17 protein-coding genes are annotated in these 19,671 nt (G+C 71.2%); 10 read left to right on the plus strand and 7 right to left on the minus strand.

Annotation, left to right across the window (positions count from 1 at the left end; genetic code table 11):
• Positions 1-16: 16 nt before the first annotated feature.
• Both ACIP79_RS04680 and ACIP79_RS04685 read left to right on the plus strand, forming a co-directional pair.
• On the plus strand, positions 17-520 hold the full coding sequence (locus tag ACIP79_RS04680; protein WP_401219359.1) for a PH domain-containing protein: 504 nt from the start codon (positions 17-19) through the stop codon (positions 518-520).
• Entirely contained in the window at positions 517-1,860 is a 1,344-nt protein-coding gene (locus ACIP79_RS04685; RefSeq protein WP_383681584.1) for a PH domain-containing protein, read from the plus strand. Before ACIP79_RS04680 ends, ACIP79_RS04685 begins: the two co-directional genes overlap by 4 nt.
• A 77-nt stretch (positions 1,861-1,937) precedes the next feature.
• Here ACIP79_RS04685 and ACIP79_RS04690 read toward each other — a convergent pair whose 3' ends face one another.
• On the minus strand, positions 1,938-3,626 hold the full coding sequence (locus ACIP79_RS04690; protein WP_401219362.1) for a hypothetical protein: 1,689 nt from the start codon (positions 3,624-3,626) through the stop codon (positions 1,938-1,940).
• A gap of 456 nt (positions 3,627-4,082) precedes the next feature.
• Here ACIP79_RS04690 and ACIP79_RS04695 point away from each other — a divergent pair, with 456 nt between their 5' ends.
• The 6 genes from ACIP79_RS04695 (at position 4,083) to ACIP79_RS04720 (ending at position 9,390) form a co-directional block, all read left to right on the plus strand.
• A complete protein-coding gene (locus ACIP79_RS04695) occupies positions 4,083-6,104 on the plus strand; it encodes a phosphatidylglycerol lysyltransferase domain-containing protein (protein WP_401219364.1) in 2,022 nt (673 codons plus the stop codon).
• Between the two features lie 163 nt (positions 6,105-6,267).
• Positions 6,268-7,134 carry a dihydropteroate synthase gene (folP, locus tag ACIP79_RS04700; RefSeq protein WP_401219367.1) on the plus strand — a complete coding sequence of 289 codons (867 nt, stop codon included), beginning with the start codon at positions 6,268-6,270 and terminating at the stop codon, positions 7,132-7,134.
• Positions 7,131-7,643: a nuclear transport factor 2 family protein gene (locus ACIP79_RS04705; protein ID WP_401219370.1), complete on the plus strand. Its 513-nt coding sequence runs from the start codon at positions 7,131-7,133 to the stop codon at positions 7,641-7,643. Before folP ends, ACIP79_RS04705 begins: the two co-directional genes overlap by 4 nt.
• 248 nt (positions 7,644-7,891) lie before the next feature.
• Positions 7,892-8,251, plus strand: a complete 360-nt coding sequence (gene folB, locus ACIP79_RS04710) for a dihydroneopterin aldolase (protein ID WP_401219372.1) — start codon at positions 7,892-7,894, stop codon at positions 8,249-8,251.
• The gene (gene folK, locus ACIP79_RS04715) at positions 8,248-8,859 is read left to right on the plus strand and encodes a 2-amino-4-hydroxy-6-hydroxymethyldihydropteridine diphosphokinase (RefSeq protein ID WP_401219375.1); all 612 of its coding nucleotides are present in this window, start codon (positions 8,248-8,250) and stop codon (positions 8,857-8,859) included. The genes folB and folK overlap by 4 nt, the downstream gene beginning before the upstream one ends.
• Before the next feature lie 45 nt (positions 8,860-8,904).
• A complete protein-coding gene (locus ACIP79_RS04720; RefSeq protein ID WP_401219378.1) occupies positions 8,905-9,390 on the plus strand; it encodes a DUF3180 domain-containing protein in 486 nt (161 codons plus the stop codon).
• Positions 9,391-9,452: 62 nt separating this feature from the next.
• On the opposite strand, the gene folE is transcribed toward ACIP79_RS04720, so the two are convergent.
• The 6 genes from folE to dacB form a co-directional block, all read right to left on the minus strand.
• A complete protein-coding gene (gene folE / locus ACIP79_RS04725; protein ID WP_401219380.1) occupies positions 9,453-10,058 on the minus strand; it encodes a GTP cyclohydrolase I FolE in 606 nt (201 codons plus the stop codon).
• A gap of 142 nt (positions 10,059-10,200) precedes the next feature.
• Positions 10,201-12,228 (minus strand): ATP-dependent zinc metalloprotease FtsH, encoded by a 2,028-nt coding sequence (ftsH, locus tag ACIP79_RS04730; RefSeq protein WP_383680936.1) that lies wholly within the window; start codon positions 12,226-12,228, stop codon positions 10,201-10,203.
• Between the two features lie 186 nt (positions 12,229-12,414).
• Positions 12,415-12,975, minus strand: coding sequence for a hypoxanthine phosphoribosyltransferase (gene hpt, locus ACIP79_RS04735; protein ID WP_383680935.1), 561 nt, complete (start codon positions 12,973-12,975; stop codon positions 12,415-12,417).
• A gap of 108 nt (positions 12,976-13,083) precedes the next feature.
• Complete coding sequence (gene tilS / locus ACIP79_RS04740; protein ID WP_401219385.1) at positions 13,084-14,253, minus strand: tRNA lysidine(34) synthetase TilS; 1,170 nt, start codon at positions 14,251-14,253, stop codon at positions 13,084-13,086.
• 204 nt (positions 14,254-14,457) lie between these two features.
• Positions 14,458-15,570, minus strand: coding sequence for a zinc-dependent metalloprotease (locus ACIP79_RS04745; protein ID WP_383680933.1), 1,113 nt, complete (start codon positions 15,568-15,570; stop codon positions 14,458-14,460).
• 145 nt (positions 15,571-15,715) lie between these two features.
• Positions 15,716-17,284: a D-alanyl-D-alanine carboxypeptidase/D-alanyl-D-alanine-endopeptidase gene (gene dacB / locus ACIP79_RS04750; protein ID WP_401219389.1), complete on the minus strand. Its 1,569-nt coding sequence runs from the start codon at positions 17,282-17,284 to the stop codon at positions 15,716-15,718.
• Positions 17,285-17,363: 79 nt separating this feature from the next.
• On the opposite strand from dacB, the gene ACIP79_RS04755 reads away from it, so the two are divergent.
• Positions 17,364-17,855, plus strand: a complete 492-nt coding sequence (locus ACIP79_RS04755; protein ID WP_189150540.1) for an inorganic diphosphatase — start codon at positions 17,364-17,366, stop codon at positions 17,853-17,855.
• A gap of 140 nt (positions 17,856-17,995) precedes the next feature.
• On the plus strand, positions 17,996-19,654 hold the full coding sequence (locus ACIP79_RS04760; RefSeq protein ID WP_401219392.1) for a threonine/serine exporter ThrE family protein: 1,659 nt from the start codon (positions 17,996-17,998) through the stop codon (positions 19,652-19,654).
• Positions 19,655-19,671: the final 17 nt, after the last annotated feature.

The following is a 19,671-nucleotide window of genomic DNA, read 5'->3' on the forward strand; positions in this document are numbered from 1 at the left end:
TACGTACGCTTGCCACATGGAGACGGGGAGCATGGAGACCACCGGAAATTCGGCCACCGAGCCGGTCTGGACCGGGCTGCCCCGCGGGCTGCTGCGGATGCGACGCATGCTGCTGGTGGTGTGGCTGGGGCTGCTGGCCATCGCGGTGGGGGTGCTGCTCGGGCTGTTCGCCGGGCCCGCCTGGGCCGTCTTCGCCCTGCTGCCGCTCGCCCTGCTGGCCTGGGGCTGGCGGATGCTGGGGCGCAACTGGCACTCCTGGCGGTACGCCGAGCGGGCGGACGACCTGCTGATCAGCAAGGGTGTGCTGTGGCGCGAGGAGACCGTGGTGCCGTACGGGCGGATGCAGTTGGTCGAGGTGACCTCCGGGCCCGTCGAGCGCCACTTCGGGCTCGCGAGTGTGCAGCTGCACACCGCCGCGGCGGCGACCGACGCGCGCATCCCCGGCCTTGATCCGGACGAGGCCGAGCGGCTGCGCGACCGGCTCACCGAGCTGGGCGAAGCCCGATCGGCAGGACTGTGACGACGCCGCCCACGGCGCCCACGGGCGCCGACAAGGGCATACGGGAGGGGAAACCGCTCCTCGAACGGCGCCTGCACCCCGTGACTCCGCTGCGCCGCGCCTGGGCGCCCGTCGCGGTCGTCGCCGGCTGGGCCGTGCACGACCCCAACCAGGCGCAGGAGCAGCTGACCAAGCTCACCACGACCACGCTGCTCCTCGGGTTCGCGGCGGCCGTCCTGGGCGGCGCCCTCTACGGCTTTCTGACCTGGTGGTTCACCCACTTCGCGGTGACCGACACCGAACTGCGCATCCGTACCGGCCTGTTGTTCCGGCGCACCGCGCACATCCGGCTCGACCGGCTCCAGGCCGTCGACATCACCCAGCCGCTGCTGGCGCGCGTCGCGGGCGTCGCCAAGCTCAAACTCGACGTCATCGGGACCGACAAGAAGGACGAACTCGCCTACCTGGGCGAGGGCGAGTCCCGCGCCCTGCGCGCCGAACTCCTCGCCCGCGCCGCCGGTTTCGCCCCCGAGACGGCGCACGAGGTCGGCGAGGCACCCGTACGGCAACTGCTGCACGTGCCGGCCGGCAAGCTCGCCGTCTCCCTGGTGCTCACCGGCGCCACCTGGGCGACGCTGACCGCCGCCCTCGTCGTACCGACGCTGCTGTGGCTGGCGACCCACAGCGTGTGGACGGTCCTCGCGACCGCGCTGCCCCTGCTCGGAGCGGCGGGTGCCAGCACGCTGGGCCGGTTCGTCACCGAGTACGACTGGACGGTGGGCGAGTCGCCTGACGGCCTCCGGATCGACCACGGGCTCCTTGACCGTACGCACGAGACGGTGCCGCCCGGACGCGTGCAGACCGTACGGATCGTGGAACCGCTGCTGTGGCGCCGCCGGGGCTGGGTACGGGTGGAGCTGGACGTGGCCGGGTCCTCCAACTCCGTACTCGTGCCGGTCGCTCCGCGCGAGGTCGCCGAGTCGATGATCGCGCGGGTGCTGCCCGGCGTGACGGTGCCGTCGCCCCTGTCACGGCCGCCGCGCCGGGCCGGCTGGTGCGTGCCGTTCTGGTGGCGGGGTTACGGACTCGCGGTCACCGACACGGTCTTCGTGGCCCGCCATGGGCTGCTGCGCCGCAACGTCGCGCTGGTGCCGCACGCGAAGGTCCAGAGCGTACGGCTCAAGCAGGGGCCCTGGGCCCGCTTCAAGGGGCTCGCCGACGTCCATGTGGACACGGGCGCCAACAAGAAGGTGACGGCGCGGCTGCGGGACGCCTCCGAGGCGGCGGAGCTGCTGGAGTCCCAGGCCGACCGGTCACGGACGGGACGGCGGGAGGCGCGGCCGGACCGGTGGATGGCGTGAGGAAGGGTTCGGCCGTGACGTGAGAGTGGGCGGTGGCTGGTGCCACCGCCCACTCTCACGTCGTCAGGACCGTCGGGTCAGGAGACCGCGCTCCGCAGTTCCGCCACGTCGATGCGCTCCGTCTCGTCGTGGACGGTCAGGTCGATGACCTGGCCGACGCCGCGGGACTCCTCGTCCGCCGGCTTGAAGCCGGACTCCGCCTCGGCCTTGTGAAGGGCGAGCGCCTCCTGGCCGACGACATCCGCGAGGTCCTCGTTCTGTACGGCGTCCAGCGCGTTCGGCGACTCCGGCTGCCGCGTCCGTTCCGCCTGCTCGGCCCGTTCTGCCTGCTCCGCCTGTGTGCCGAAGAAGTCGAAGCCACCCTCGACGGAGGGACGCCGGACGGGCGCGGCCGGTACGACGGCCACCGCGGTCGGCACGGTGAAGTGCCCGGCGGACGGGGCGGGCTTGACCGGCTTGACGGGCTTCGCCGACTTGGCGGAAGCCGGGCGGTCCGGGGGCGTCGGCGGCTCAGGGTGGTCCGTGGGCTCGACGTTCTCAGCCGACGGGGCCGGTGCCGGGGACGGGGACGGGACTGATGCCGGGGACGGGCTCTGCGTGGGCTCCGCCGGGGAGGGCTTCGCCGGAGAGCGCCTCGACGACGCGGACTTCGCGGCGGAGCGTCTCGACGGCGAGGGCTTCTTCGGCGCGGGCTCGGGCGGGAAGGGCTTCGCCTCGGCGGCCGCGCGCTCATGACCGCCGACCGCCCCGGGCTTCCCCGCTGCCTCGCCCTCCTCGGGGGCGGCGCTCTCGGACGCGCTCGCCTTGGCCGCCGTCTCCGTCCCGGTCTCCTGCGAGCCGCCGTGTTCCGGCTCGCCCGGCAGGGCCGCGTCCGGCTCCGGGTCGTCGTCCGTGCCCGGGGCGCCGTTCGCGATCCGGTTCAGCGCGGCGTTGGCGCGCAGGAAGAGCGACGAGCCGGTCGGGGAGAAGACCTCGGGGGCATCCGGCGCGTCGGGGCCGTCCTCGCCGTCGGCTGCTTCGGCCGCTTCGGCGGTCTTGGCATCCTCGGCCTTACCGTCGGAGTCGGAGTCGGAGTCGGCGTCGGTGTCGGCGTCGGCGGAGTCGTCCGGTCCGGCGGCGGAACCCGTCTCAGCCGCCTCGGTCGCCGCAGAAGTGTCAAGCGATTCGGGCGACTCAGATGCCTCGGCATCAGCAGTAGCCGCCTTCGAAGCCGAATCCGAATCCGCAGCCGTATCTGTGGGCGTATCTGTGGGCGTATCGGTGGTCGCAGTCGAAGCCGTCAGCGCGGCGGGCAGCGCGCGGGCCGGCTCCGTCGTTTCTATCTCCAGCAGCCGGCGCCCCTCCAGGGCGGTCGCGCGCTCGGTCTCCGCCGTGGCGTACCGCCTGAGCAGTGCCGCGTGTTCGTTGCGCAGGCCGGCCAACTCGGACCGCTTCGCGCGCAGCTTGTGCTCCAGCTTGACCCGGAGTTCGCGCGACTCGTCGAGGTCGGTCTCCAGTTCGGCCACGCGCTCCTCGTGACGCCACTCGTCGCTCGCCCGCGCGCGCGTGAGGTCGGCGACCTGTTTGCCCGCGGACGAGTCCCAGCGGCGCAGCACGACCGCGCCGAGCACCGCCGTCAACGCGGCACCCGCGGCCAGCCCACGGAGCACCATCGGCTCGGTGAACAGCCAGGGGCCCACGGCGCAGACGAGCGAGACGCCCGCGATCGCCGACGGAGGCAGCAGCCTGTGCAGAGGCGGGGAATGGCGATGACGTCCACGTGGCATGGCCAGAAACTTACCGCGCGTAGGCGAATCTTGGTGCCCCGCCCGGTAAAAACACAGCCGTCTCGCAGCCTTCACACGACTCGGCGCTCTCTGCGGGCACTCACGCCCCTATTCGATCAAGCCTTTCGGGTGGGCAGCTGGTTTCAGGGCGCATTGATCTCCCGAGGAGTCACCGACGCACCCGGTATCGCGCGGTGCCCGGCCAACTCATATGCCGTACGCGGGTAATGCGGGCCTTTGACGAGGGCTTCAGCGACGCCGGGTATCCGGTGCGGCCCATGAACCGCTCCGCCCGCTCTTTCCCTGATCTTTGAACCGGCTTTCCCGTGCGGAGTGAACCCGCGTCCCCAAGAGACCGTCCTAGAGGGCGCAATGTCGCCGGATGCCGGATTGGCACCGGAACCAAGGTCTTTCGCAGAACCTCAGGATGCGATGTCTGTCAGGGTAGAGGGTGAAATGTCGGACGAGGTTCCGGACCGAACAAGCCGCGTACGGCGCACAGTCCGGGGCCGACAGGTCCGCGACCCCCTGGCCCGTAGCCCGCTGGTGCGGGGTCCGCTGGTCCGGGGTCCGCTGGTCCGGGGTCCGCGGCCCGACGCCGTTCCCGCCCTGATCGCCACCGCCTGCACGCTCGTGGGGTTCCTGGATGTCGCCGCGGGCGTCTTCCCGCGGTTCCGGCACAGCCGTATGCACACCGTGGCCGAGGTACTTCCGGGCGCGCTGGGCCCGTTCGCCGCCGCGCTGTCGCTGAGCAGCGGCGTACTGCTGTTGCTGCTCGCCCACGGGCTGCGCCGCCACAAACGCCGGGCGTGGCGGGCCGCCGTCGCGCTGCTGCCGGCGGGCGCGGTCGCGCAGTTCGCGTACCGGCACTCGCTCATCGGTGTCGTCATCTCGCTGGCGCTGCTCGCGCCGCTGCTGCGTCACCGGGCCGAGTTCGCCGCGCTGCCGGACCCGCGCAGCCGCTGGCGGGCGCTCGCCAACTTCGTTCTGATGGGCGCCGGTTCACTGGTCCTCGGACTGGTCATCGTCAGCGCCCACGCGAAGCGGATGGTCGGCGACCCGAGTCTGGCCGACCGCATCACCCATGTCCTGTACGGCCTGTTCGGCTTCGAAGGGCCCCTGGACTACACAGGACCGACCTCGTCGACGGTCGCCTTCTCGCTGGGCGCGCTGGGCCTGCTGACCGCGATCACCACGATCTACCTCGCCTTCCGCCCCGAACACCCCGCCGCGCGGCTGACCGAGGAGGACGAGAGCCGGCTGCGCGCCCTCCTGGCCAAGCACGGCGGCCGTGACTCCCTCGGCCACTTCGCGCTCCGCCGCGACAAGGCGGTCGTCTTCTCACCGAGCGGCAAGGCGGCGGTGACCTACCGCGTCGTGTCGGGAGTGATGCTGGCGAGCGGCGACCCCGTGGGCGACGTGGAGGCCTGGCCCGGCGCCATCGAACGCTTCATGGACGAGGCCAAGGCGCACTCCTGGACGCCCGCCGTGATGGGCTGCTCCGAGACCGGCGGCGAGGTGTGGACCCGCGAGACCGGTCTCGACGCCCTCGAACTCGGTGACGAGGCGGTGGTGGACACCGTGGATTTCTCCCTGTCCGGGCGCCCGATGCGGAATGTGCGCCAGACGGTGAAACGTATCGAGAGGGCGGGTTACGAGACCCGGGTACGGCGGGTACGCGACCTGAGCGAGGGTGAGCTGGAGCGGATCCGGCGCGCCACGGAGGACTGGCGTGGTACGGACACCGAACGCGGCTTCTCCATGGCACTCGGCCGTATCGGCGACGAGGCCGACGGCGACTGCCTGATCGCCACCGCCCACAAGCCCGACGAGCCCGCCATCCGGGCGGAGCCACGCACCGATGCCCTTTCCGGCACACGCGCCTACGCCCCTTCCGGCACACGCGCCAACACCCCCTCCGGCACACACATCCACGCCCCTTCCGGCCCGTACGGCGGACCAGGCCCGTATGCCGCCCCCGCCCCGTACGGCGACCTGAAGGCCGTACTCCACTTCGTCCCCTGGGGCGGGGACGGCGTGTCCCTCGACCTCATGCGCCGTGACCGCGCCGCGGACCCCGGAATGAACGAGCTCCTCATCGTGGCCGCTCTCCAGGCGGCCCCCCGCCTCGGAATCGAGCGGGTCTCGCTGAACTTCGCGATGTTCCGCTCGGCGCTCGCGCGCGGCGAGAAGATCGGCGCGGGCCCGGTGCTGCGCGTCTGGCGGAGCCTGCTGGTCTTCCTCTCGCGCTGGTTCCAGATCGAGTCCCTGTACAGGTTCAACGCCAAGTTCCGCCCCCGCTGGGAGCCCCGTTTCGTCGTCTACCGCACCTCCCGCGATCTCCCCCGCATCGGCCTCGCCGCCATGCGGGCCGAGGGTTTCGTCAGCCTCGCCCTGCCACGCCTGCCGCGGCGCCGCCGGGCGGCTCCGCGCCCCTGCGCGCACGCGGTGGCGGAGCGGGAGGTCCGGACGGCGTAGTCCGGCGCCATGCCCCGGCGGGTCGGTGGGCAGGCGTGACACGGGCCGCGAGGCGGTCGGAAGACACCGGAGGCGGCCGGAAGGCACCGCCGGGGGGCCGCCCGGGAGGGCCGCCGGTCCACGGGGTCGGAGACGTCACCTGCCAGAGGCCTAGGCTGGACGTATGAGCATCGAGCGCGGGCGCGTGCGCGGCCAGGTCGCGGGACTGCCGACGTGGGACCGCTGCGCGGTCATGGGAGTCGTCAACGTGACCCCTGATTCCTTCTCCGACGGAGGCCGCTGGTTCGACACGACGGCCGCCGTGAAACACGGCCTCGACCTGGTCTCCGAGGGCGCCGACCTGGTGGACGTCGGCGGCGAGTCCACCCGCCCCGGCGCCGCCCGCGTCGATGAGGCGGAGGAGCTCAAGCGGGTCATCCCCGTCGTCAGGGGCCTCGCGTCCGAGGGCGTCACCGTGTCCGTGGACACCATGCGGGCGGGCGTCGCCGAGCAGGCGCTCGCCGCGGGAGCCGTCCTGGTCAACGACGTCAGCGGCGGCCTCGCCGATCCCGCCATGATCCCGGTCGTCGCGGCGACGGGCGCGCCCTTCGTCGTCATGCACTGGCGCGGCTTCCTGGAGGGCGGCAACGTGCGGGGGACGTACGAGGACGTCGTCTCCGAGGTCGTCGACGAGCTGCACGCACGCGTGGAGGCCGTTCTGGCCGGCGGCGTCGCCCCCGACAGGATCGTCATAGACCCGGGCCTCGGCTTCTCCAAGGACTCCGAGCACGACCTCGTGCTCCTGGCCCACCTCGACCGGCTGCGCGAACTCGGCCGCCCCCTGCTGGTCGCCGCGTCCCGCAAGCGGTTCCTGGGCCGCGTCCTCGCGGGCCCCGAAGGCGCTCCGCCGCCCGCGCGGGAGCGCGACGCCGCCACCGCCGCCGTCTCCGCCCTCGCCGCCCACCAGGGCGCCTGGGCGGTCCGCGTCCACGAGGTCAGGGCCACCGCCGACGCCGTGCGCGTCGCCAGGGCCGTAGAGGGAGCCCGGTGAGCACCCCCCGTACGGACATCGAACAGGTCGAACTCGCCAACACGGCGTTCTACGAGGCGTTGGAGCAGGGCGACTTCGACACCCTGTCGTCCCTCTGGCTGGCCCCCTCGGACGTGGCCGACGACACCGTCGGGAGCGGGGGCGAGGAGGAGCGCGAAGGGCCGGGCGTCTCCTGCGTCCACCCCGGCTGGCCCGTCCTCAACGGCCGCGGCGAGGTGCTGCGCTCCTATGCGCTGGTGATGGCCAACACCGAGTACATCCAGTTCTTCCTCACCGACGTACACGTCTCCGTCGTCGGCGACACGGCACTGGTCACCTGCACCGAGAACATCCTCAGCGGCGGACCCGCCCCCGACGACAGCGACGAGCTGGGCCCGCTCCTCGGCCAGCTGGTCGTCGCCACGAACGTGTTCCGCCGCACGGCCTACGGCTGGAAACTCTGGTCGCACCACGCCTCACCCGTCCTCGCCGAAACGGGCGAGGCGGAGGACCAGGAGTCCCCCGGCTGACTGGAGTAGCGGTCCAGGGGTGTGAGGCCGTGGTTGGAATCACGTACCCCTGGGTAGGGGCGGCTACCAACCCGTGAGCCGCCGTGTTCCCCAGGGGAAACGCCCGATGAAGCCTCGTGACCATCCACAGGGCACTCGCCCCCGCGGACCAGGACTGTCAGTGCCCGCAGGTAGATTCGTTCGAGGCCGGTGTTCCGACCGCACCAGGTACGTACCTGCCTCTACCGACAATTGCAGGAGTGATTCGCGTGGATCGTGTCGCGCTGCGCGGCCTCAAGGCCCGCGGGCACCATGGCGTCTTCGCCAGGGAGCGCGAGGAGGGCCAGACCTTCATCGTGGACCTGACGCTGGGCCTGGACACCCGAGCGGCCGCGGCCGACGACGACCTGGCGAAGACCGTGCACTACGGCGTGGTGGCGGAGGAGGTCGTGGCGGTCGTCGAGGGCGAGCCCGTCGATCTCATCGAGACGCTGGCCGAGCGGATCGCCCGGACGTGTCTGAAGCACGACGGCGTGCAGGAGGTCGAGGTCTGCGTCCACAAACCGGACGCGCCGATCACGGTGCCCTTCGACGACGTGACCGTCACCATCACCCGGAGCCGAGCATGACCGCCTTCTTCACCGAGGGTCAGAGCGACCCGACCGTCCAGCCGGTGCCCGCCTCCGTGACGGAACAGGTGGACGCCGCGGACACGACCCTCCAGAACCCGAAGCGAGCGGTCATCTCCCTCGGTTCGAACCTGGGCAACCGCCTGGAGACCCTCCAGGGCGCCATCGACGCCCTGGAGGACACCCCCGGCGTCCGTGTCAAAGCGGTCTCCCCCGTCTACGAGACAGAGCCCTGGGGCGTCGCCCCGGACAGCCAGCCGACGTACTTCAACGCGGTGGTGGTCCTGCGGACGACCCTGCCCCCCTCCTCCCTCCTGGAGCGCGCCCACGCGGTCGAGGAGGCCTTCCACCGGGTGCGCGAGGAGAACTGGGGCCCGCGCACGATCGACGTCGACATCGTGGCGTACGCGGACGTGGTCTCCGACGACCCGGTCCTGACCCTCCCTCACCCGTACGCCCACGAGCGGGCCTTCGTCCTCGCCCCCTGGCACGACGTGGAACCCGAGGCGCAGCTCCCCGGCCGCGGCCCCGTGGCCCAGCTCCTGGCGGACGTCGCGCGCGACGGGGTGGCGCCCCGCGTCGACCTGGAACTCCGGCTGCCCGAGTAGTCGTTAAGGTCAGGACGACCAGAGGCGGCCTACCGAAGGGGCAATGTGAAAGAGCTGCGTATCAGGACGCTGGCCGCGGTGTTCGTCATCGCGGGGGTGCTGTCCTGGGCAGGTGCCCGTCTGTGGAACTCGGTGGGCACGCTGCCCCGGGTCCCGCTGGCCGCCCCCATCGTCCTGGCCCTGATCGCGGTCGTCCTGCTGGCCACCGCGCTCTCGTTGCGCGCCCGCCTCAGGGCCCAGCGGGAGCGCCGCCCGGGTGCCAAGGGAGTCGACCCCCTGATGGCGGCCCGCGCCGTCGTCTTCGGGCAGGCAAGCGCCCTGGTCGCCGCCCTGGTGGCCGGGATGTACGGCGGCACGGGCGTGTTCCTGCTGGAGTCCCTGGACATCCCCGCCCGCCGCGACCAGGCCATCTACGCCGGCTTCTCGGTCCTCGCCGGCCTCGGCGTCATAGCGGCCGCCTTCTTCCTGGAGCGCGTCTGCAAGCTCCCGGAGGACGACGACGAGAACGGCGGCACCGCCCCGGTCGTGTAGGGACGCCCTCGGGACGGGGCACGCTGTCCACCGGACCCGAGCGGCCGCCCGTACGCGGACCGCTACCGCGCCATGATCAGGCTCATCGCCTCGTTGCGGGTGGCGGGGTCACGCAACTGCCCGCGCACCGCCGAGGTGATGGTCTTGGCCCCGGGCTTGCGCACGCCCCGCATCGACATGCACATGTGCTCGCACTCGACGACCACGATCACCCCGCGCGGTTCGAGGATCTTCATCAGCGAGTCGGCGACCTGGGTCGTCAGCCGCTCCTGCACCTGCGGACGGCGGGCGTACACGTCCACGAGGCGCGCCAGCTTCGAGAGGCCCGTGATCTTGCCGTCGGACGACGGGATGTAGCCGACGTGCGCGACCCCGACGAACGGCACGAGGTGGTGTTCGCAGGAGCTCAGCACCTCGATGTCCTTCACCAGGACCATCTCGTCGTGCCCGAGGTCGAACGTCGTCGTGAGCACGTCCTCGGGCCGCTGCCACAGACCGGCGAATATCTCCCGGTAGGCCCGCGCCACCCGCCCCGGAGTCTCCCGGAGCCCCTCACGGTCCGGATCCTCGCCGACCGCGATGAGGAGCTCTCGTACGGCGTTCTCGGCTCGTTTCTCGTCGAACTCGCCGATCTCACCATCGCCGTCCAGCGTCACGGGGTCGGTCATGTGGTCCTCGTTCCTGGTGCCTCTCACGCGTGCGGGTCGACGCGCCAGACGTACGGGCATACGAAAATGCCGCGCCCCTCAGGTTAAAACCTGAGGGGCGCGGCATCCATTCCGGGCCTGGTCAGGACGCCGGGAGCCGGTGTCAGCTCTCGGGACGCTCCTCCGGAACCGCTTCCTTCGCCGGGACGGACTCCGTCACACCGGCGATGGCCGGCGTGGCGCCGTTCGCCCCGTTCGTCAGTGACAGCTCCTTGGGGGAGAGCACCGGCGGGCGGGTGGACGGGGTACGCCGGGAGGAGCCGGTCCACGCGGGACGGGCCGGACGCTTCACGATGGGAGCGAAGATCTCGGCGATCTGCTCCTTGCTCAGCGTCTCCTTCTCCAGCAGCTGGAGCACCAGGTTGTCGAGGACGTCGCGGTTCTCGACCAGGATCTCCCAGGCCTCGTTGTGCGCGTTCTCGATGAGCTTCTTGACCTCTTCGTCGACGAGCGCGGCCACTTCTTCCGAGTAGTCACGCGGGTGCGACATCTCCCGGCCCAGGAAGGGCTCGGTGTTGTCGCCGCCGAACTTGATCGCGCCGAGACGCTCGGTCATGCCGTACTGCGTGACCATCGCGCGGGCCGTGGCTGTGGCCTTCTCGATGTCGTTCGCGGCACCCGTGGTCGGGTCGTGGAAGACGAGCTCCTCGGCCGCGCGCCCGCCCAGCATGTACGCCAGCTGGTCGAGCATCTCGTTGCGGGTCGTGGAGTACCTGTCCTCGTCCGGCAGGACCATCGTGTAGCCGAGGGCACGGCCACGCGACAGGATGGTGATCTTGTGGACCGGGTCGGAGTTCGGAGACGCCGCCGCGACCAGGGCGTGGCCGCCCTCGTGGTACGCGGTGATCTTCTTCTCCTTGTCCGACATGATCCGGGTCCGCTTCTGCGGGCCCGCGACCACACGGTCGATCGCCTCGTCCAGCATGTCGTTGTCGATCAGCTTCCCGTTGTTACGCGCGGTGAGCAGCGCAGCTTCGTTCAGCACGTTCGACAGGTCCGCGCCGGTGAAGCCCGGCGTGCGCCGGGCGACCGCGCCGAGGTCGACGCCCGGGGCGACCGGCTTGCCCTTCTGGTGGACCTTGAGGATCTCCAGACGGCCCTGCATGTCCGGACGGTCGACCGCGATCTGGCGGTCGAAACGGCCGGGGCGCAGGAGGGCCGGGTCGAGGATGTCGGGCCGGTTCGTGGCGGCGATCAGGATGACGCCGCCCTTCACGTCGAAGCCGTCCATCTCGACGAGCAGCTGGTTCAGCGTCTGCTCGCGCTCGTCGTGACCGCCGCCGAGGCCCGCGCCGCGGTGCCGGCCGACCGCGTCGATCTCGTCGACGAAGACGATCGCCGGAGCGTTCGCCTTGGCCTGCTCGAACAGGTCACGGACTCGGGAGGCACCGACACCGACGAACATCTCGACGAAGTCGGAACCCGAGATCGAGTAGAAGGGAACGCCCGCCTCGCCCGCGACAGCACGCGCGAGCAGCGTCTTACCGGTTCCAGGAGGCCCGTACAGGAGCACGCCCTTGGGGATCTTCGCCCCGACGGCCTGGAACTTGGCCGGTTCCTGGAGGAACTCCTTGATCTCGTGGAGCTCCTCGACCGCCTCGTCCGAGCCCGCGACGTCGGCGAACGTCGTCTTCGGGGTGTCCTTGGTGATGAGCTTCGCCTTGGACTTCCCGAAGTTCATGACCCGGGAGCCGCCGCCCTGCATCTGGTTCATCAGGAACAGGAAGACGACGACGATGAGGACGAACGGAAGCAGCGACAGCAGGATGCCCAGGAACGGGTTCTGCTTGGACGGCGCGACGGTGTAGCCGTCCGGGATCTGCTTGTTCTGGAACTTGTTCTGAAGGGTGTCTGCCAGGGTCACGCCCTGGTTGCCGATGTAGCTCGCCTGGATCTTGGAGCTGCCGTCGACCTTCTCGCCATCCTTGAGAGAGACCTTGATGATCTGCTCGTCGCCGGTGGTGATCTTGGCCGACTCGACCTTGTTGTCATTGATCGCTTGGACGACCTGGCCGGTGTCCACTGTCTTGTAGCCGCCGGACGAGCCGACGACCTGCATCAACACGACCACGGCAAGGACGGCCAGCACGATCCACATGACCGGCCCACGGAAGTATCGCTTCACGTCCATCCATACGGAGCGGTGACGCCCCGTCCCTCCTGCCATAGTGAGTTTGATAAAGACTTTTAAAGACTGTTCTTCGGACGGTACCCCAGCATTGTCACCCGAAGCCGCAGGGGACGGCTGGCAATCCCGCCTACGCATGCTCCAACGGCGGGAACCCCGCTGGGGTTCCCGGCGCCCCGGACGGCTGTGCTAGCCGCCGTAGACGTGCGGCGCGAGCGTACCGACGAACGGGAGGTTGCGGTACTTCTCGGCGTAGTCCAGGCCGTAGCCGATGACGAACTCGTTCGGGATGTCGAAGCCGACCCACTCCACGTCGATCGCGACCTTGGCCGCGTCCGGCTTGCGCAGCAGGGTGCACACCTTGAGCGAGGCGGGCTCGCGGGAGCCGAGGTTGGAGATCAGCCAGGAGAGCGTCAGCCCCGAGTCGATGATGTCCTCGACGATCAGGACGTGCTTGCCCTTGATGTCGGTGTCGAGGTCCTTGAGGATCCGGACCACGCCCGAGGACTGGGTGCCCGCGCCGTACGACGACACCGCCATCCAGTCCATGGTGACGGGGGTGGACACCGCACGCGCCAGGTCCGCCATGACCATCACCGCGCCCTTGAGGACACCGACGATCAGCAGGTCCTTGCCCGCGTACTCCGCGTCGATCTTCGCGGCCAGCTCAACCAGCTTGGCGTCGATCTCTTCCTTGGTGATGAGCACCGACTTGAGGTCGGTGCCCATGTCTTTCGCGTCCACCCGCATCACTTTCGGTCGTCCGTCCGAACCTTTTCGGCGGGCCCACGAACCGCCCGCGACCCGCTTGTGCGGGCCCCCGGAGCCGCGTGAGCGGTCCCGGTGGAGGGTCCGGTTTCAGCCTTGCCGGATCACCAGTCTGCCACCCTGCCGCTGGGCGACGACCTTGCCCGGGAGATTGATGGCCCCCTGGCCTCGCCAGCCGGTGATCAGCCGGTCGACTTCCTCGATGTGACGGGCGAACAGCGAACCGGCCGGGGCGCCCGCCTCGATGGCGGCGCGGCGCAGGATGCGGCGGCGTACGGCGGGCGGCAGGGCGTACAGCTTGGCGCACTCCAGGAGGCCCGCCGCGTCCCGTACGGAGGCCTCGGCCTGGCTGGCCCAGGCGTCCAGGGCGTCGGCGTCGTCGCGGGAGAGCTGGGCCGTCCGCGCGAGCGCCTCGACGACTCCTTTGCCGAGCGCCTTCTCCAGGGCGGGCAGGCCCTCGTGGCGCAGCCGGGAGCGGGTGTAGGCCGGGTCGGCGTTGTGCGGGTCGTCCCAGACGGGCAGCGACTGGACCATGCAGGCCTTGCGGGCGGTCTGCCGGTCCAGGTACAGGAACGGGCGGCGGTAGCGGCGGGCGGCCCCCGGGCTCCCGGAGACGGCCGCCATGCCGGACAGGGAGCGGATGCCGGAGCCGCGGGCGAGCCCGAGCAGGACGGTTTCGGCCTGGTCGTCGCGGGTGTGGCCGAGCAGGATCGCGGTGGCGCCGTGGCGTTCGGCGGCGGCGTCCAGGGCGGAGTACCGGGCGTCGCGGGCGGCGGCCTCGGGCCCGCCCTCGCGGCCCACGGTGACGGCGACGGACTCGGCGGGGTCCAGCCCCAGTTCGGTGAGGCGCAGCACGACCTCGTCGGCGCGCAGGCCTGAGCCGGGCTGGAGACCGTGGTCGACGGTGATGCCGCCGGCGCGGACGCCGAGTTTGGGGGCTTCGAAGGCGAGGGCGGAGGCGAGGGCCATGGAGTCGGCGCCGCCGGAGCACGCGACGAGCACGAGCGGCGGCGGGGCCGCTTCGCCGGCCGGGCGTGGCCGGGAGCCCGCGGAGGGCTGCTCGTGGAGGGCGGGCACGGTGACTTCGGGGGCGGGCGAGCGCCTGGTTCCCGGAGCGGGTACGCGCTCGGCGGCGGACGGGCGCGCGGCGTCGGCGGACGCGCGCCGAGTGTCGGGGGCGGGCGGATGCTCGGTGAGGATGTCGTGGAGTACGCGGCGAACCGCCAGGCGTATCGCCGCGACCGCAGGATGGGGACCCATGTCCGGTTCCCTTCATGAAGTTTTCGGGGGGTTAACCCGGTTCCGGTCACTCAGAGTGTGTAGATGGTGACAGAACCGGGCCGTTCCCCGAGCATTGCACGCCTACCCATGCCTCACGGTCCCTCGGACGGGTGATTGGAGGGGCGTTTGCCTGCCGTCGGCCGGATTCGCTTCACGACCCTCCCGTAAGGTTCCCGATTCCGCCTAGCGGTGCACCCGCGCGACCCAGTCCGCCGGTTTGGCGATCTCCGTCTTGGTCGGGAGAGTGTTCGGAGAGGTCCACACCCGGTTGAACCCGTCCATGCCGACCTCCTCGACGACCGCCCGCACGAACCGCTCACCGTCCTTGTACTGCCGCAGTTTGGCGTCCAGACCGAGCAGCTTGCGCAGGGCCAGGTCCAGGCGGGAGGCCCCCTTGGCGCGGCGCTGCTGGAACTTCTCGCGGATCTCGGCGACGGACGCCACGACCTCCGGCCCCACGCCGTCCATCACGAAGTCCGCGTGGCCCTCCAGGAGCGACATGACCGCGGTCAGCCGGCCGAGGATCTCCCGCTGTGCGGGCGTCTGCACGATCTCGACGAGCGACCGGCCGCCGTCGTCCTCCTCGCCCTCGGGCCGTCCACCGGCCAACGACTGGGCTGCCTCGCGAATACGTTCGAGGACGGTCATGGGGTCGACCTCGGTCTCCCCCAGGAACGACTGGATTTCACCCTCCAGGTGGGCCCGCAGCCAGGGCACGGCCGTGAACTGGGTGCGGTGCGTCTCCTCGTGCAGGCACACCCAGAGGCGGAAGTCATGGGGCTGTACGTCGAGTTCGCGCTCCACGTGGACGATGTTCGGCGCGACCAGCAGGAGCCTGCCGCCGCCGTTCGCCCCCGCGGGCAGTTCTCGTGTGGCCGGGGCGAACGTCTCGTACTGGCCGAGAACCCTCGACGACATGAACGACAGCAGCATGCCCAGCTCCACGCCGGTGACCTTGCCGCCGACGGCGCCGAGGACGGCTCCGCCCGGCGTGCTGCCGCGCCGTTCCTGCATCTTGTCCAGCAGAGGCTTGAGAACCTCCCGGAACCCGGCGACGTTCGCCCGCACCCAGCCCGGGCGGTCCACCACCAGTACGGGGGTGTCGTGAGTGTCCTCCGTGCCCATCCGGGTGAATCCCCTGACGTGCGCCTCCGAGGCCTTCGCGTGCCTGCGCAGCTCCGCGACGACCTCTCTGGCCTCGTCACGGCTCACCTCGGGGCCCGGGCGTACGAGTCGTGTCGCGGTTGCCACCGCGAGATTCCAGTCGACCATCTCGGCACCACCGATGCTCGTCATGCGTCAACCGTACGTGAGCGGGTCCGACTGCGGTTAGGGGTACGGGCGGCCGGGCGCCGCCCGCGGGGAACTCACGGTGCCGTCGGTGCCCCTGGGTCCGCGGGGGCCGCGCCGTGTTCTCCCGTCGCGGTGGCCCGCCGGCCGGCTACCGGCATCCGCACGCGGCCAGTGCCGTCGCCGTGCGGTCCAGGGCCGCCTGGGCCGCCTCCGGCTCCGGCGGACTGGCCTCGTCGGAGGTCAGGAACGCGAAGGCCAGCAGGCGCCCGTCGGCGTCCACCACCGTGCCCGCCAGGGTGTTGACGCCGGTCAGGGTGCCGGTCTTGGCGCGTACGACACCGGTGGCGGAGGCGTCGGCGGTGTAGCGGTCGCTGAGGGTGCCGGTGAAGCCGGCGATGGGCAGACCGGTCAGGACGGTGCGGAGTTCGGGGCGGGAGGGGTCGCCCGCCATCGCCAGCAGCCCGGTGAGCAGGCCGGCCGTCAGCTTGTCGGCCCGGTCCAGCCCGCTTCCGTCGGCGAACTTCACGCCGGTCAGGGGAAGTCCGAGCTTCCTCAGCTGCGTGCCGATCGCCTTGGCGCCGCCCTGGAAGCTCGCCTGCTCGCCCGTGGCGAGGGCAACCTGCCGGGCCAGGGCCTCCGCGATGTCGTTGTCGCTGTTCGTCAGCATCCGCTCCACGAGGGCCGACACGGGCGGCGAGGAGACGGAGGCGAGGGGCTGCGAGCGGCCCGTCGCCTTGGAGGGACCGGGCGATGTCGTCGTGATGCCCTTGTCCTTGAGCAGCTCCGCGAACTTCCTGGCCGCGTCCGCCGCCGGGTGCTCGCTGCGCGCGGCCGGACCGCTGTCCGAGTCGTTCGTGCGGGCCTCGTCGACCATCAGGGCGCTGACCGGTGCGAGGTTGGGGTTGGCGCCGATGGGGTGCACGGCGGCGCCCGCGTACAGCGAGGTGTCGTACGAGAGCGTCACCCGTGACATCCCGCGTGCCTTCAGGGCGCTCGCCGTCCCGTCGGCGAGGGTGCGCAGGCTCGCCGAGCCCTTGGCGTCCTCGCGGGCGGTCAGGGTCGGGTCGCCGGCGCCGACGAGGACGACCTCCCGGGTGTCGGGTTCCAGGACGGCGCGGGTGGTGATGCGCCGGTCGCCGCCCGGGGCGGAGAGCGCGGCGACGGCGGTGGCGATCTTCGTGGTGGAGGCCGGGGTCTGGGCCGCGCCCGCGTCCATGCCGTACAGCACCTTGCCGGTCGCCAAGTCGACGACCGCCGCCGTCCGCTTCGCGCCCAGGGCCGGGTCCTTCAGGAGCGGCCCCAGCACACTCGCGAGGGCTTTCGGCGCCGGGACGAGGCCCGAGGAGGCGGTGGTGACGGTCGGGCCGCCGAGGCCGGTCAGCACGCCGGCGGCGCTGGGGGCGGGGAGCGGCGCCTTCCCGGACGTACCGGACGCGAGGCCGTGATCTGTGCCACCCTCACCGGTGCGCGACGCGGCCCTGTCGCGCTCGGCCGTACGCTGACCGGAGGAGTCCCAGGGACCGGCCGCGGCCACTGACCCGGCCGCGAGGGCCAGGCCCACGGTGGCGGCGACGGCTGTGAGCAGCGGAGTCGTCAACTTGACGGGACGCGATCGCACGGCTTGGGTGATCCGCGCCACGTGCGGTTTCACCGAACCCGCGACCCGCACCACATGCGGTCTCGCGGCCCGCCAAACCCTCACCTCTGGCACGATCACCAGCCCCTTTCGCGATCACCCACCTGCGTGAGGGACACTTAACCACCAGAACTATGTGCTGATCATGGAGGAGCCACCGGTGGAGTTCGACGTCACGATCGAGATTCCGAAGGGTTCGCGGAACAAGTACGAGGTGGACCACGAGACCGGTCGGATCCGTCTGGACCGTCGACTCTTCACCTCGACCAGTTACCCGGCCGACTACGGCTTCGTCGAGAACACCCTCGGCGAGGACGGCGACCCGCTGGACGCGCTGGTCATCCTGGACGAGCCGACCTTCCCCGGCTGCCTCATCCAGTGCCGCGCGATCGGCATGTTCCGTATGACGGACGAGGCCGGCGGCGACGACAAGCTGCTCTGCGTCCCGGCGCACGACCCGCGTGTCGAGCACCTGCGCGACATCCACCACGTGTCGGAGTTCGACCGCCTGGAGATCCAGCACTTCTTCGAGGTCTACAAGGACCTGGAGCCCGGCAAGTCCGTCGAGGGCGCCAACTGGGTGGGCCGCACGGAGGCCGAGGCCGAGATCGAGCGTTCCTACAAGCGTCTCAAGGAGCAGGGCGGTCACTGACCACCTCCGCTTCCGTCCGGGCCGTGCGATCCAGAAGGGGTCGCGCGGCCCGTTCGTGTATCCGTACGCATACTGAGGGCAGACAGAAGTACGCAAGAGACGCAAGAGACGCATGTGCACGAAAGGCAAGGCAGGAGCAGGTGGCGGACCCGGAGGCGGAAGACCGTAAACCGCAGTCGGACGAGGCTAGGAGTGCTTTCTCCCAGCCCGCCGGTGTGGCGCCGCCGCAGATCTCGACGATCGACGACGAGTCGTCGACGACCTCCGAGTTCGCGCTCCCGAAGGGGCTGGGCGTGGCCCAGCCGTCCCCGGCCGACTCCGAGGGTTCGGCGTTCAGCACCCCGGCCGGGTACAGCGCGCAGCAGGCCTGGCCCGCGTTCACTCCGCCTGGCGGCGTCCCGAGGGTCAAGCTGACCAAGGACGTGCCCTGGCAGGACCGGATGCGCGAGATGCTGCGGATGCCGGTCACCGAACGGCCCGCGCCCGAACCCGTCCACAAGGAGGACGAGTCGGGTCCCGCGGTTCCGCGCGTGCTCGACCTGACCCTTCGTATCGGCGAGTTGCTGCTCGCGGGCGGTGAGGGCGCCGAGGACGTGGAGGCGGCGATGTTCGCCGTGTGCCGCAGCTACGGCCTGGACCGCTGCGAGCCGAACGTCACCTTCACCCTGCTGTCCATCTCGCACCAGCCGTCGCTGGTGCAGGACCCGGTGACGGCGTCCAGGACCGTACGCCGCCGGGGCACCGACTACACGCGGCTGGCGGCCGTCTTCCGGCTCGTGGACGACCTGAGCGACCCGGACGTCGGGGTCTCCCTGGAGGAGGCGTACGGACGGCTCGCCGAGATCCGGCGCAACCGGCACCCCTATCCCGGCTGGGTGCTGACCTCGGCGACCGGGCTGCTCGCGGGCGCGGCCTCGGTGCTCGTCGGCGGTGACGCCCTGGTGTTCGTCGCCGCGGCGATCGGCGCGATGCTGGGCGACCGGCTGGCGTGGCTGTGCGCGGGGCGCGGGCTGCCGGAGTTCTACCAGTTCACGGTGGCCGCGACGCCGCCCGCCGCGATCGGCGTCGCGCTCCAGCTCGCGCACCTGGACGTGAAGGCGTCCGCGGTGATCACCGGTGGGCTGTTCGCGCTGCTGCCGGGGCGAGCGCTCGTGGCGGGCGTGCAGGACGGTCTGACCGGCTTCTACATCACCGCCTCGGCCCGCCTGCTGGAAGTCATGTACTTCTTCGTCGGCATCGTCGTCGGCGTGCTTCTGGTGCTCTACTTCGGCGTGAAACTGGGCGCGGAACTCAACCCCGACCAGGCCCTGAGCATCTCCGAACGGCCACTGCTCCAGATCGCCGCCTCGATGCTGCTGTCGCTCACCTTCGCGATCCTGCTCCAGCAGGAACGTTCCACCGTGCTCGCGGTGACCCTCAACGGGGGCGTGGCCTGGTCGGTGTACGGGGCGATGCACTACGCGGGCGGCATCTCACCGGTCGCCTCCACGGCCGCGGCGGCGGGTCTGGTCGGGCTGTTCGGGCAGTTGCTGTCCCGCTACCGGTTCGCGTCCGCCCTCCCGTACACGACGGCCGCGATCGGGCCCCTGCTGCCGGGTTCGGCCACCTACTTCGGCCTGCTGTCCATCGCCCAGAACGAGGTCGACGAGGGTCTCGTCTCCCTCACCAAGGCCGCCGCCCTCGCCATGGCCATCGCCATCGGCGTGAACCTGGGGTCCGAGATCTCCCGGCTGTTCCTGCGGGTGCCGGGCGCGGTCGCCGCGGGCCGCCGCGCGGCCAAGCGGACGCGCGGCTTCTAGCCCGGTCCCACGGGCCC

This window comes from Streptomyces sp. NPDC088747 (genome assembly GCF_044751025.1).
In the GTDB taxonomy this organism is placed as follows: Bacteria; Actinomycetota; Actinomycetes; order Streptomycetales; family Streptomycetaceae; genus Streptomyces.

What these genes read in the sequence shown, in the direction of transcription:
- ACIP79_RS04680 (WP_401219359.1), top strand. Translation starts at nt 17, where the DNA reads ATGGAGACGGGGAGCATGGAGACCACCGGAAATTCGGCCACCGAGCCG.
- ACIP79_RS04690 (WP_401219362.1), bottom strand. Translation starts at nt 3,626, where the DNA reads ATGCCACGTGGACGTCATCGCCATTCCCCGCCTCTGCACAGGCTGCTG.
- hpt (WP_383680935.1), bottom strand. Translation starts at nt 12,975, where the DNA reads ATGCGGGTGGACGCGAAAGACATGGGCACCGACCTCAAGTCGGTGCTC.
- folK (WP_401219375.1), top strand. Translation starts at nt 8,248, where the DNA reads ATGACCGCCTTCTTCACCGAGGGTCAGAGCGACCCGACCGTCCAGCCG.
- ftsH (WP_383680936.1), bottom strand. Translation starts at nt 12,228, where the DNA reads ATGGACGTGAAGCGATACTTCCGTGGGCCGGTCATGTGGATCGTGCTG.
- tilS (WP_401219385.1), bottom strand. Translation starts at nt 14,253, where the DNA reads ATGGGTCCCCATCCTGCGGTCGCGGCGATACGCCTGGCGGTTCGCCGC.
- ACIP79_RS04695 (WP_401219364.1), top strand. Translation starts at nt 4,083, where the DNA reads ATGTCGGACGAGGTTCCGGACCGAACAAGCCGCGTACGGCGCACAGTC.
- folE (WP_401219380.1), bottom strand. Translation starts at nt 10,058, where the DNA reads ATGACCGACCCCGTGACGCTGGACGGCGATGGTGAGATCGGCGAGTTC.
- folP (WP_401219367.1), top strand. Translation starts at nt 6,268, where the DNA reads ATGAGCATCGAGCGCGGGCGCGTGCGCGGCCAGGTCGCGGGACTGCCG.
- ACIP79_RS04745 (WP_383680933.1), bottom strand. Translation starts at nt 15,570, where the DNA reads ATGACGAGCATCGGTGGTGCCGAGATGGTCGACTGGAATCTCGCGGTG.